Source organism: Paenibacillus sp. FJAT-27812, from assembly GCF_001273905.1.
In the GTDB taxonomy this organism is placed as follows: domain Bacteria; phylum Bacillota; class Bacilli; order Paenibacillales; family Paenibacillaceae; genus Pristimantibacillus.
The window spans coordinates 1-13,428 of the sequence record NZ_LIGH01000001.1; the positions used below are offsets into that span (position 1 = coordinate 1).

General features: G+C 46.7%; 11 protein-coding genes and 1 pseudogene. 4 read left to right on the forward strand and 8 right to left on the reverse strand.

The genetic code is table 11. The features are described 5' to 3' along the window. Window positions 1-216: 216 nt before the first annotated feature. The 4 genes and pseudogenes from ADU23_RS00005 to ADU23_RS34135 form a co-directional block, all read right to left on the reverse strand. Window positions 217-1,389 (reverse strand): ABC transporter permease, encoded by a 1,173-nt coding sequence (locus ADU23_RS00005; protein ID WP_053371850.1) that lies wholly within the window; start codon window positions 1,387-1,389, stop codon window positions 217-219. Next, window positions 1,373-2,005, reverse strand: a complete 633-nt coding sequence (locus ADU23_RS00010; RefSeq protein ID WP_053371851.1) for an HlyD family efflux transporter periplasmic adaptor subunit — start codon at window positions 2,003-2,005, stop codon at window positions 1,373-1,375. The genes ADU23_RS00005 and ADU23_RS00010 overlap by 17 nt, the downstream gene beginning before the upstream one ends. Before the next feature lie 28 nt (window positions 2,006-2,033). Beyond that, window positions 2,034-2,231, reverse strand: a complete 198-nt coding sequence (locus ADU23_RS34130; RefSeq protein ID WP_053371852.1) for a hypothetical protein — start codon at window positions 2,229-2,231, stop codon at window positions 2,034-2,036. A 52-nt stretch (window positions 2,232-2,283) separates the two neighbouring features. Continuing rightward, window positions 2,284-2,427, reverse strand: a pseudogene (locus tag ADU23_RS34135) (NAD-binding protein); the annotation flags it as partial. Between the two features lie 249 nt (window positions 2,428-2,676). Between ADU23_RS34135 and ADU23_RS00020 the strand changes: the two are divergent. Beyond that, window positions 2,677-3,243 (forward strand): TetR/AcrR family transcriptional regulator, encoded by a 567-nt coding sequence (locus ADU23_RS00020; RefSeq protein WP_053371853.1) that lies wholly within the window; start codon window positions 2,677-2,679, stop codon window positions 3,241-3,243. Window positions 3,244-3,401: 158 nt separating this feature from the next. Here the strand turns inward: ADU23_RS00020 and ADU23_RS00025 are convergent, their stop codons facing one another. Beyond that, entirely contained in the window at window positions 3,402-4,481 is a 1,080-nt protein-coding gene (locus tag ADU23_RS00025; RefSeq protein WP_053371854.1) for a phosphatidylglycerol lysyltransferase domain-containing protein, read from the reverse strand. A gap of 278 nt (window positions 4,482-4,759) precedes the next feature. Between ADU23_RS00025 and ADU23_RS00030 the strand changes: the two genes are divergently transcribed. Both ADU23_RS00030 and ADU23_RS00035 read left to right on the forward strand, forming a co-directional pair. After that, window positions 4,760-7,426 (forward strand): hemoblobin-interacting domain-containing protein, encoded by a 2,667-nt coding sequence (locus tag ADU23_RS00030; protein WP_053371855.1) that lies wholly within the window; start codon window positions 4,760-4,762, stop codon window positions 7,424-7,426. Between the two features lie 40 nt (window positions 7,427-7,466). Further along, the gene (locus ADU23_RS00035) at window positions 7,467-9,200 is read left to right on the forward strand and encodes an S-layer homology domain-containing protein (RefSeq protein WP_053371856.1); all 1,734 of its coding nucleotides are present in this window, start codon (window positions 7,467-7,469) and stop codon (window positions 9,198-9,200) included. A 127-nt stretch (window positions 9,201-9,327) separates the two neighbouring features. Here the strand turns inward: ADU23_RS00035 and ADU23_RS00040 are convergent, their stop codons facing one another. Then, window positions 9,328-10,218 (reverse strand): helix-turn-helix transcriptional regulator, encoded by an 891-nt coding sequence (locus tag ADU23_RS00040; protein ID WP_053371857.1) that lies wholly within the window; start codon window positions 10,216-10,218, stop codon window positions 9,328-9,330. 139 nt (window positions 10,219-10,357) lie between these two features. Between ADU23_RS00040 and ADU23_RS00045 the strand changes: the two genes are divergently transcribed. Further along, window positions 10,358-11,179: a phytanoyl-CoA dioxygenase family protein gene (locus tag ADU23_RS00045; protein WP_053371858.1), complete on the forward strand. Its 822-nt coding sequence runs from the start codon at window positions 10,358-10,360 to the stop codon at window positions 11,177-11,179. A 112-nt stretch (window positions 11,180-11,291) separates the two neighbouring features. Here ADU23_RS00045 and nagA read toward each other — a convergent pair whose 3' ends face one another. Together nagA and ADU23_RS00055 are read right to left on the reverse strand one after the other, a co-directional pair. Beyond that, window positions 11,292-12,434 carry an N-acetylglucosamine-6-phosphate deacetylase gene (nagA, locus tag ADU23_RS00050; protein ID WP_053371859.1) on the reverse strand — a complete coding sequence of 381 codons (1,143 nt, stop codon included), beginning with the start codon at window positions 12,432-12,434 and terminating at the stop codon, window positions 11,292-11,294. 39 nt (window positions 12,435-12,473) lie between these two features. Beyond that, window positions 12,474-13,241 (reverse strand): DeoR/GlpR family DNA-binding transcription regulator, encoded by a 768-nt coding sequence (locus ADU23_RS00055; protein WP_063845918.1) that lies wholly within the window; start codon window positions 13,239-13,241, stop codon window positions 12,474-12,476. Between the last annotated feature and the right edge of the window lie 187 nt (window positions 13,242-13,428).

Below are 13,428 nucleotides of genomic sequence, written 5' to 3' on the forward strand. Positions count from 1 at the left end.
GTACAAAATGGTGGTGTGGTAACTTCCATTTTACACGAAGCCTGCATGGGCCTTTTGTTTTTCTAGGTGTCGCACTTCATATTACAATTCGTCACATAAAAAACTACGTATTGACCAGTACCGTCACTCCTTCAGGCAAATAAAAGAAGCACCTTTAAATAAGCCATAACCGGCTCATTCAAAGGTGCTTCTTCAGCAAGTCGTCGGCGCTTCCATTTAAATGCTGACCGATAAAACGCCCGCATCTGCAAGCTGGTCCGCAGGAGCAATCGTTTTGCGCGCTTCACGAAGCATCAACAATCCGATTAGCAAGGATGCCACTCCAATAATAACTAACAATGCTCCGATCTCAAGACTGTAGGCTGTCAGTGATCCATGCCGAAATGCCATGCCGCGGATCAAACGGTTAAGCCAGTTCATCGGCAACGCCCATGCGGTAACCTGAAAAAACATGGGGAACGCAAGCGGAGTCAATTGAATTCCCGTGGCCAGAAACGACGGATACACGATGAGACTTGTTCGCGAACCCAATTTAGATGCATCTTTGGCCGTATAACCGATCAATATGCCCATAAGGGACAAGGCAAAAGAATAAACCAGCAATGGGATAATAAAGAGATAAAGGTCCGCTTCAAACCGCATATTTCCTACTTGCTTTAATAAACCATAGCTTAAGATTAAAGAGAATGTACTCAGTACAGCGTAAGGTATGCTGCGAACCCAAAGCTGGATAGGTGATACGCCGTTTGCAAATAGCTTCCCTTCTTTGCGCAGTCGGGGCGCAATTGATCCGGCTGCGCTAGTTGTGATCATCAGCACGATGATATTTACAAATCCAAGAACCATAAAACCGACATAACTTGTCGTTGGATTAAACAACATTCGCTGCTGGAGAGATAATGGAGATAGAAGCCCTCTGGCCGCTTCCGCATCCATCCCGCTTTGCCCCAGACGAGTCATGCCAAGAGTCATATTTTCCGTTGTGACAATCTCTTGAATTGCGGTTCGGATCCCCATTAGACCCGAGGGCATCGTGTTGTCCATTAAAATTCCAATATTCGAAGTCTTCCCTAGCAGCTTATGCAGCTCCAGTTGATTGGGAAGCATAATGACCGCTACAGCCTGCTCGTTTGCCAGCAAGGCTTCGGGGTCCATGCGGCTCGCGAATACGTTTGTGACCTTCATATAGGGGGAGGCGTTCATTTTTGAAATCAGCTGCCGCGAATAAGCGCTATGGTCTTCGTCGATTACAACAACCGGTGATTGGCTGATTTGGTTTTTCGAAAACATCAATCCAAAAAACAAAGCGGCAATCAGCGGGCCGATAAAGATCATGAGGAGGAACTTGCTGCCCGCTGCATACTTCCACTCCTCAATCAGCGATTTCATCAAGGTCCACCTCCGCAGTCATACCTGGAAGAAGATCGGCGTTCGTATTTACAGCTATTCTGACAAGAAACATGCTTAAATCAGCTTGCCCTCTCTCTCGCGTCATGCGCAAGTTGGCAAATTGAGGCGCGGCCGCGATCGAAGCGACAACGCCATCGACTTGGGCAGAACGCTTTAGATAGGGAAAACGAACTTGTATGCTTTTATCAACCTCAAGCTTTTGAATTTCCCCTTCTTGTACATAGATGTCCGCATAGTAGGTGTTCTTTTGCACAACTGCAACCGGCATCCCTTGCGCAACCTGATCTCCCGAATTTACAAGGATTCTGCTAATCCATCCATCCTCCGGCGATTGCACGTCCACTTCGGCTCCTTCGGCTGATTTCACCTTGAATAGAATGTCTCCGTGTTTGATGGAATCGCCTGCAGCTGCGTTGATTTTCACGATTGTCCCCGGACCTTTTTCATTTACGATCATCTTTTGCTCCGCCTCAAGCACGCCTTGTTTTCTGCTCTCCGCCTGACTAACTGCATCTTTGCCTTCTGCAGCAAGAAGCGCGCCTCCCGCAATAACCAGAGCGGCAATTCCAATATATAAGCCTGCTTTAAGTTTCATGGCTCTATCTCCCTCTCCCTGAATGCTGCTAAACGTGCTGCTCATTATTTTTATTCATATTGATTTTTCGAACGGCGTTCTCGGCAGCCTCCATAATCAACTCACCCAGTGTGGGGTGGGGATGAACAGCCATAGCCAAATCCTCTACGCTCGCTCCCATCTCGATGGCCAAAGCAAGCTCCGATATGAGCGTTGAAGCCTCTACGCCAACGATTTGCGCACCCATTACGATTCCTGACGCTTGATTCTGTTATGATGTTGATGCCGTCGGCTTTCAACTGCCGGATAACCGGTGCAGCTAGCTCCGCCTCGAATCCTGGCAGCACCTGTCCTCCTCCCTCCAGTATCGTCACCTCTGCCCCGAATTTGGCATACGTCTGCCCGAGCTCTACGCCAATGTATCCTCCGCCGATAATAATCAGGCTGGTTGGAAGATCCTATAACCTATGTGTCAACCGCTTCAAGCTGACTCATCGCCTCACACCTCCTCAATGAAATGTTTCACCAAAATATGATGATCATAATATATTATAATCATCATATTTTAAACCAGTCAATAGCTTCGTTTATGCTTACGCTATTGCTAACGGCCGTCAACAGAGAAATTGACACGCATTAATATGATGACTATAATATTTTAAAAGAGATTTATAAGCATCGGAGTGATTGCAATGCCTTATCCTGAAGGCCATATGATAAAAGTTAGAGGCAAAATCATCGAAAGTGCCGCTAAAGCTTTTCGTACGAATGGGATTCGCGACATCAGCGTCCCTTTTATTATGAAAGGAGCCGGACTGACTCATGGAGGATTCTACGCGCACTTTGGCAACAAAGAACAGCTGGTCGCCGAAGCCTGCCGGTTTGCCATCAGCGATACGATTGCTCTGCTGCAAAAAGCCGCTGACCAAGAGAAGCAAGAATTCAAAATCAATGCCATCATTGATTACTATTTAAGCGCGTTTCACCGTGACAGAACAGAGATGGGCTGCATCCTGCCTGCCCTCTCCAGTGAGATTTCCCGATCCTCAGACGAGGTTCGGCAGGTGTTCACCCAAGAGCTGGAACGAATGGTTGACTTTATTTCGAGTACGGCAAAAATAGACAGAGATACTGGCAGCGTACTGCTTAGTATGATGGTCGGAACGCTGGTGCTGGCACGATCCGTTAATGATTCCAAACTCAGCGACAGCCTTCTCGCGGCTGGCAAGCTGCATGCCAAAGCGTTAATTAAGACCTAAGATTACATTCAAGCTTAGATGCTCACAATGGAAAAAGCGGCATCTCAGCCGCTTTTTTTACGTATTTGGCGGACGATTTCGAATTTACTAGGTCGCCTTCTCACGCTCGGCCCCTGAGAGACTGCTCCAGCATTCCCACCTCGTTTTTGGAATACGTACTACCTTTTCTGATCGCTGGATACGGTCCGTTTCCGAGAGAAGGAATTTCGATTGATGAAGCGTTTGGAAAATAGCTTGCCTGCTGCGTGCTGCTTGTTCAGCGGCGAATGAATGATTTTTGCAAGCGCAGCCACGGTCAGGGTGGCTGATGAAGGGGGATAAACTAAATATACCTCTTCCCAATTAGGCGCAAACTTATTTTTATATTCGTATAAGCCCTTAAAGTTATACAGTCTATTCCCATACTTATAAAGCAGCTTAATGATAAGCAGGTCACATGCGTTGGCTAAAGGAGACATGCCCAAGCTGCAAAGCGAATAGTGATGTTCCTTGGCCCATTTAAATAGAGAGACAAACAAGACGTCCATCGTGCCTGGCGGACAGGCTTTCGTATAACGCATCAAGTCTACCGTGATTTGTCTGTTAACCGGATCTGCTCGGTGCGTTGATAGGTTAGGTGGATGGTCCCCTGCAACCGTGGCGAATGCCTCATAACTACCATCTGGGCCTACTAATACGGCGACGGGAAAGCGGCTCACATATTCAGGCGCAAAAGATCCTACGGAGAAGCTTTTTTCTTTGCGATCCCCAAGCCACTCCTTGGAGATGGTTTGAAGCAGGTGAAGAAATGAATCGGTGTACGGGGGAAACATGACTTGAAAGGAGTAGCCGGAGCGTTCGAATTTATTGATGCGGTTCCGAAGCTTAAGCCATTGCTTGCCATTCAAATGAAAATCGGACACATTGATCTGGGCTTCTTCCCCGATTTTGGTGTATTGCATGCCTAATTGCTTGTATATAGAAAGAAAAGTGGATTTCACCTGATAAAATACCGGTATTTGTTTGTTCTCCTTGCAATGTTCGATAAATTGTTCAATGACTCGCTGGCAGGCTGCTGGGCTTCCAATCGGGTCTCCGAGTACAATTTTCCTCTTCCCTATTAAACGATAGACGAGTAAAGCCTCGCGCTCTGAATCCCAGAACCACTCTTTATCCCCTAAATGATATAAATGTGTGTGTGAGTTGTGGCCGCTGCTTTCGAGCAGCCGTTGCAGTCTTTTTTCAGAAATTTGGTCCATTACGCGAAAATCCCCCAGGTTCGATATATGTATGCTTTCATTGATTCCTTTTTAAAATGTATCCCTATATTCATCGGCAATTGACTTTGAAGACTAAATAGATTTTATCATATCGAATAGGACAACAGTCCTCTTCTTCCGACAAAAAAAGAAGTAGTTTCCCGGAGATTAGAGATAGTCGCTCTCATTGCTGTCGAAGTTTGTCATTTTGCCGTCATTAAGGTAGATTATACTACTTTCATTACCAAAAAAATGATATTAGGAGTGACAAAGGAACTATGTATACGACAAGGAAAGAAAAGAATGAAACGCAAGCGGCGGTCGGTTTGCGATTCCGCTCGATTGTGATGCCCATTAAAAGGGCTTCAATCAGTCTGCTGGTTGCCATTATGGCGTTGTCTTCGTTTTTATTTGTATCGCCTGCATCTGCCGATAATGGCGATTGGGTATTTTGCGCCAATGAAAATAGCAATTGTGCTTTTTCGGGGACAAAGGAAGTACGTTTTGGAACAAACAACAGCTATGACTATCGTCAAATCACAAATGGCTTTAACTGTACCGTTGCCAGCTGGGGCTCTGATCCCGCTCCAAACCAAGGGAAGCAATGCTACACTCGCGATGTGCTTGCCGAGGGAACCCCGCGGCTAACGGTAGACGTTAGTGACCATAACAAAAAAATGACGATTACATTTAGTGAAGACTTTGCGCAGGCGGGTACGCAGGAAGCCTTGAAAGACGCGATTACACTGGAAAGATCGGAAACCTCCGGCTATTTGCCCCTTGCTGCAAGCGATTCCATTTCTTTCTCCTCAAGCGAATCGGGAACCTCATTAGTTCTAACATTGGGAACGGCATTGACAGGGAATGCAAACGCTATAAAAATAGCACCGGGAGCATTCGTCGATATCGATGAGGTTCCATACAGCTTAGATTTAGAAGTTCGTAATATTGCTGCGCGTGATCTCATTGCTCCTGCTTTTATAGGAGCGGTAATCTACGGTTCGGGCAGCCAGTTACACTTGAAATTCGATAAAGATTTTACGATCAATGCGCCAGCTGGCGCCGATCAAAATCAAATCAATGCTTTGCTGAAAAGTAAAATAAGCGTTGCCACAGATGGAGAGCATTTTGCGCCTATATTGGGCGAGGATCATGAAGTTCGACAAGACGCTTCCAGACAAATCTACATGAGATACGCGAATGATATGAAAATTGTATTAGGCACACAGACGGTGATCAAAATCGCAGCCGATACATTAAAAAATGCAGAGGGCAGCCTGAATGAGGAAATGCTTCTGCACGTTTCCCCCCTTGTCATTCAAAGCGCAGTCATTAGCGGCGACAATCACGACGTAACGATTTCTTTCTATGATGATATTTTTGATAACACGGATGAAAATTTAATAAATAATATTTATTTAATCAAGGACGGTTCTCAGCAGGATAAACAACTAGTCGAGGGTGATTCCGTTGCTGTTGTCTCCGGAAAGCTGCAAATCCATTTTAAAGAAGCATTGTCGGGAGCGAGCAACTATATTTACATCGACGGCGGAGCTCTAAAAGATCGCTATGGCAATATACAAAATGAGCGGGCAGTAACCGCACCGATTCAAGCCAATGTTGGCGGAGTCGATCCATTTCCTGCGGATACAACAGCTCCCGTCTATCAGTATTCGTATTTCTCAAATGCTTTCCAGGATCTGAATATCGTATTTAACGAAGATGTCCAAAATGCAAAGGAAACTGAAGCTGCTTTTTTACAAGGTATATATCGGTATGGTTCTGACTGGGGCTGGGGCTACGGACTTCCTCAAGGCACTACGCTAACGTTCTCCGGTTCTGTAGCCACTATTCATTTTGCCGCACCGCTTACGGGATACCAATATTATTTTCAATTCAATGCCAATATGTTTAAAGATACAGCGGGAAATAGGATCAATAACGCCATAAACACAAATTGGCTCTCCACTGGCAGTAACGAGCTAAGTTATAGCAATGGACGCTTTTCTTACAATGGCCGTTGGTTGAGCATCCAGTTTAATGCGGATACGGATATCGTAGATCAAACAGTAGTGGATGGGGTATCCCGTCTGAAAGAGAGCATTTCCTATTCTCTCGATCATGGAGCTACCTATAAAGCTTTGGATGAACTCGACGTCGTTTCTGTTTATGGAAGAAATATTAATATTCTGTTTCATGATGCGATAAAAGCCGGCTCGATCAAAGTTAAAATTGCCGAACAAGTGATTAGCGATCAGTATGATACAAAAAGAAATAAAGCTGCAGAGGTAGAGCTTGCTTACAATACGCCAGAGATTACAGGATATATGCTGAGCAATACAGCAAGCGAATTTATTTTCACAGATAATGCTTTATGGAGAAACCAAGTCAAAACGGTCATATTATACGATGGTAAAATTGGAATAGGAAGACAACTAAACAGCTCTGAGTATCAATTGAGCGAAGGGAAAATTACGATTGCCAAAGGCGTTTTCCAAGAGGGACAATACTACGAAATCCTTGTGAATGCGGAAGGCTACAGCACTAAATACTTTGACGGCAGAGCTTATAAATCGTCTGAACTTTTCTATATGACTGCACCAGTGGTGACGACGGAAAACGGGATTACAGCCAAAATAAATCTTTTGAACCATGCTTATCAAGATGAATTTACAGGCAATCAGACCGTTGTATTCGAATTATTTAACGGCACTACGCCGGTGAGCATTGTTGCGGCTAATTTAAAGCTTGGGACAGGCACATATTCAGCGAACTTCAATGTCAGTGACGCGGCTACAAATCCGAATTATACGGTTAAAGCGTACGTTGTCAGCAAATACAGCAGCGATCCTGCCGATGTTGGCTTGAATCTGGCATCTGTCAAAACGCAAAGCGAATTCGATCTTGCTCTTATGAATATGGGAAACAACAACATTGAGGACTAAGTCTAGTCGAATTGAATAATAGGAAAGCGAGGAATGTCAAGTGAAATTGCGCAAGCTCAGTTTACTGCTAATTTTTACGCTGTGCCTATCGCTCGTTCCAGCTGCGGTTTTTGCGAGCGGCCCGGCGGTTACGATAGATGCCATAGGAGAGAAAGCGCCAGGAGGCGCCGTGGTCATTTCCGGCACCTCAACGCTGGATGAAGTCATTATTAAGGTGCTTCGCCCGGAAAATAGCGTTTTGTTTTACGCTATTGCTAAAGTCAGCGGCGGAAAGTTTTCGAGCACGTTTACTTTAGCTGCCAGCGAGGCTAGCGGTACTTACAAGGTCGTCGCAGGTGAAGCAAACCAAGTGGCTGCAGCCGACCTTATTGTTAAGTCGGCTAATACAGGCGGCGAAGACGGCAATGGTAATAACGGCGGCAACAACGGCGGCCCAATCGGAACGATTACAGCGCCAACACCAACCCCTGCAGCAGGCAAGCCGGTTACGCCTGGCAAATCTGGCGCCGAGCCAGTCATTGCGGATACGAGCAAAAATATAACCGCATCTGCAACAGCAGGAAACGGACAGGTAACGACTACGGTCACTCAAGACAGCGCAGCTCTTGCAGACGCTCTTGCCAAAGCGCCCAAACAGGATAACCATGGCGCGGCGCCAATTATTTTTATTGCTTTCGACAATGCAGCAGGCGAGGCTGTTCAGTTTAGCCTTTCTTCATCGGTATTAGCCGCTGCTGCTCTTAGCGCGCCAAATTCGATTATTTCATTGCAAACCAATGATGGGGAATATTCCTTGCCTCTCAGCATTATCGATTTTGCGTCGTTGGAGCAAAGCTTAGGAACTACGGCTGCAAATATCAGCATTCTTGTAAAAATCTCAACAACTGCTGCTGATTTGAATGCTAAAATTAAACAAAGCGCACAAGCTATGTCTGCTTCGCAGCTTGGAAATGCGATTGAGTTTACGCTAGTCGCGGCAGGGAACGGGAAGACCATCGAGCTGAACTCATTTGGTTCTACTTATGTGGAGCGAACTGTCGCACTTACGGGTTCGGTTGATGCAGCGCATGCGTCCGTCGTCCGTTATGAGCCTTCTACGGGTCAATTCTCGTTCGTTCCGGCTATATTCGAGAAGCAGCCAGACGGTTCAACGAAAGTGGCATTCAAGCGTAACGGAAACAGTATTTATACGGTTCTCTCCGTAACCAAAACGTTTAATGATATTAGCCAGCACTGGGCGAGTGCGGACATTGAGCTGCTGGCCTCCAAGCTGGTAATTAACGGCGTGACGGATAACACCTTTGCTCCAAACAGCAACATTACGAGAGCGGAATTCGCCGCATTATTGGTCCGTTCTTTGGGGCTGGCTTCGGATGCTTCTTCGGCAGCTTTCACAGATGTGAAATCCAGCGATTGGTATGCTGGCGCGGTCGGCGCAGCTGTAAAAGCCAAGCTCGTCGACGGCTTTGATGGCAACCGCTTCAAGCCAAACGACACGATTACCCGCGAGCAAATGGCGGTTATGGTTACAAGAGCGATTGCCGCAGCAGGCATCACAAGCGGTGCCTCAACGGGCCAAAACGAACCGTTGACCAAATTTAAGGATCAAGCCGCGATTAGCAGCTGGGCACAAGCAGCAGTAGCGGAAGCGATTGAAGCCAATATCATCACAGGCTTGACTGCTGATACCTTTGCTCCTTCAGAGAAAGCGACTCGCGCGCAAGCATCGGTGATGTTGAAACGCCTGATGCAATATGTACATTTCATCAATTAAATTTGAATTCTTAGCACAATACAGAAACTCCCCATTCGTTATTCGTGGGGAGTTTTTTAAGTTTTTCTCTCCAATACTGTCAACACGGAAGGTACAGAGCACTTGCTATTCCCCCCTTCAAAGAGGCTTACCTATCCCTCATTGTCCGTTGTTTTACGGCATTGGGCCGCTGTCTGAATTCGCTCGGCGAGAGGCCCGTCTCTTTCTTAAAGTTGTTGCTAAAGTAATGAATGCTCGCATAACCGAGTCCGGCCGCAATCGCTTCGATGGGCTCTCCACGCAGCAACGACTGCTTCGCCTGCTTGATCCGCTCCGAAATTAGGTACTGCTTCGGATTCTGTCCCACCTCTTGGTGAAAAATAACGGTGAAATAACCCGGATGGTAGCCGCACAGCTCGGCCAGCTCACCTACCGTCCACTGTCTGCCCGGCTGTTCACGCATCGCGTCTAGCGCCGGCCCGATCTTACTAGCTGGTCCGTCCGCCTGCGAACGCAAAACCGAGCGAACGACCAGCGTTAGCAGCTCCATCATCAGAGCGCGCAGCGCGAACGGATAAGCCGCATTCTCTCTGACGTACTCCTTGACGATGCGGGCGAACAGCCCCTCCACGTGGACGATCGCAAAGTGGCTCATCAGTTCGATATCGGCTGCGCCCGGAATTGCGATGCGGAACCGCTCTGGCTCCGCATCGAGCTGCGCCGCAGATGCTCCCCGGATTAAGTAGGCTGGATGAACAGGTTCAGGAGAATGGCTGTGGAACGTGAAATGAACGCTGTAATATTCGGTCGCCTTCGTCGTCGCGAGCAGATGGGCGCCGTTTGGTCCTAACAACACGCATTCGCCGGGCGAGATACGGTATCGGCTCCGTCCCAAATGCAGATCGACTTCACCGGATACGACATGAAAGAACTGCCAGTCAGGAATGAACCGCGGCCCCCACTGTACGTTCGGACTAGCGGTGTCGCGGCTTGCGAAATTCACCGCAGGGCTGCAGTCGAACAGCGACCCCAGATGCATACGGATCAGCCCTCCTCTGATCGAAATCTTGAAAAAACGTAAATCTCTCCGTTATTTGTCTAAATACGATCCTTTGCTCCTAATGTATATTTAAAGCGCATACAAAATCAACTTGATTTTAATAGAGGAGTGTTGGGAAATGTTAACGGAAGCGCAAGTGAAGCAGTTCGAGCAGGACGGTTTTCTAAAAGGGGATATCATATTAAGCGATGAAGAGGTTGAGGTGCTCCGCCGCGAGCTGCAGGATGTGATGGATGGGAAGACAGTCAACAAGCCGGTTATGAATCATAACATGCTGGACGCCGGATCGCTCTACGACAATATGAAAATGACGGTCAGCGAGCGTGTCGTACAAATCGTAAACATCTGGATGGCGAGCGACGTCTACTTCAAGCATGCGTCGAACCAACGGATTTGCGAGGAGATCGCCCAGCTCTCCGGCACAGACACCGTACGCATCTGGCACGACCAGATCCAATACAAGCCCCCGGTATCCGGCGGACCGACCGGCTGGCACCAGGATCATCCTCTGTGGCCAATCATACAACCAGCCGATCTTGTCAGTGCTTGGGTGGCGCTTGACGATGCAGTAATTGAGAACGGCTGTATGTGGATGGTTCCTGGCAGCCACAAGTGGGGTGACCATCAGAAATATTTGGCCAGTGACGAAAACTTCATGCCCTACCATAAGCAGCCCGAGTTGCTGCCAAGTGTCGCCGAAGTGAAGGCTGTGCCATTCGAAATCAAGAAGGGTCAAGTCGGCTACCACCACTGCATGACTTGGCACGGCAGCCCGCATAACCGTTCCGAATTGCATCGCCGGGCTATTGCGGTCCATTATATGCCGGGTCATACCAGATACGAACCGTCAGCGAACCATGCGATGCACGATTATGTGAACGTGAACGCCGGTGAAATTCTTCAGGGCGACCATTTCCCAATCGTGTACAAGAAGGCGTAGCCGGCGATCGGGATGGCTTGATTGCCAGCTCTATTCATGCCAAGTTTCTGCGGCATGAATAGAGCTGTCTTTCGGACGGCGGCTGCGGACAAGGATTCCCTAACTCGTTTGCTTATAAAATTCGACCGCCTACCATCGTCCATAACACTTGAAATTCATTATCCAATAAGACCAGGTCGGCATCAAATCCAGCTGAAATTTCTCCCTTTTGCTGAAATCCAAGGATATTGGCCGGCGTAGTTGAAGCCATCTGAACCGCATCGATCAAAGAAATTCCGGTTTCGACCGTATAACGCAGTGCTTCATTCATCGTAACGGTACTGGAGGCTAGTGTCCCATCCTCTAGTCTTGCAATGCCACCCGATACCGTGACATGGTGGCCGCCAAATAGATATTGCCCATCACCAAGACCCATTGCTTGCAAGGCGTCTGTGATTAAGACCACTCCTTCCGGTCCTTTCAACCTATGCATCAAACGAATGATAGCAGGATGCAGATGGACATTGTCCACAATAGCTTGAAGACTTACATGATTTTCTTCGAAAGCTGCCACGACCAAACCCGGATCTCGATGATGGATCGGCCGCATGCCGTTAAAGCAATGCGTAACATGGCTTGCGCCCGCTGAAAAAGCTTGTTTGGCTTCCTCATATGTGGCGTCAGAGTGCGCAATTGCAATAACGACGCCTTGTTCTTTCAAAAATGATATTAAATCCATTCCTCCGGGCAACTCAGGCGCGATAGTTACCATCTTAATAAGAGAACCCGCTTCCTGAAAAATCATTTTTATTTCTTCGAGGTCGGGATGCCGCAAATACTTTTCATTTTGCATGCCTTTTCGCTTAGGGTTCAAATAAGGTCCCTCTAAGTGTATCCCTGCAATCTTCGCTCCCGCTTCATACCCGATTACGCGCTTGACGCTGCGAATCATTTCTAGGAGATCCTCTATCGTAGAACTAACAGAAGTAGCCAGAAACGACGTGCACCCTGATAAAGCACAAGCACGTGAAACCTCTTGAATGCTCTCTTCCGTGCCGTCCATCATATCAAAACCATTGGCGCCGTGAATATGGACATCAAGCATTCCCGGTACTAACAAATGCCCTCTCCCATCAATTCGTTCATACTCTTCATTTAGGCTGGAAAGATCCTCTGTGTCTATCCTCATAATCTTCCCATCAAAAATCCAAACATGGGCTGAGGGGACGATTTCATTTTGAAGCACCACTTGAACATTATGCAAAATCGTATACATAAAAAACCTCCTCAATATGGTTATCATTTTTTTTCGAGCCTATTCGTTCTCTTCCTCACACTCAATGACCGTAATATTTTTCTGGTCTAAAACTTCTCTTATTTCACTCGGTATTTCTCGATTTGTAATTAATATGTCAACGTGATCAAAGTCCAACCGATAAAATGATTTGCCAATAAATTTTGTGTGATCGGCCACTACGATTACTTGATCTGATCTACGGGCCATTTCTCTCTTTACCCTTGCGTCTTCTTCAAATGGATAATAAAGCCCATCTGAGCGGATCGCCGCTGCTCCTATAAATGCTTTATCAGCGCGAATTTCACTAAGCTTATCTATTATGGACGAGCCATACAAAAGTCTGTGCTTTACATTCAAGTAACCGCCGAGAACATAGATTTGAAGATCCTCACGATTCGATAATGTCGCTACGTTATCAATTGAATGCGTGACAACCGTAATATTTTTTGCGCTAATTTGCTCGGCGACAAATTGCACGGTAGTTGATACGTCTAAAATCACAGTCTCATGATCTTGGATAAGCTTTGCACCAAGCTTCCCTATTCGTTTCTTAGTCTCGGATTCATCAATCAAACGATCCTGATAGGACAATATTTTTTTCTGCAGCTCGGGTAAAGCCAGCCCTCCGTGCGTACGAACGACTACGCCTTCTTGTACCAGTCTGACAATATCCCTTCGCGCCGTATCTCTTGATACTTCAAATTGTGTACATATATCCGTAACGCTCATCGATTGGTGCTGCTTCAAGTATTCGAGTATTTTTAGCAATCTTTCCTCTTGATACACGATAGACGCGCCTCCGTTTAAGTAATTTTAGACATTTTAATAAGTACTTATAAGTATAATATAACTATATTTAAGTCATTGCAAGCAATTATCCATCGTCGAATGGTTCCAACACGAAAGAAACATTCACGCGATTATGATTCATATACGAAAAAAAGAAACTATAGGCCGCTTCACCATAGTCTCT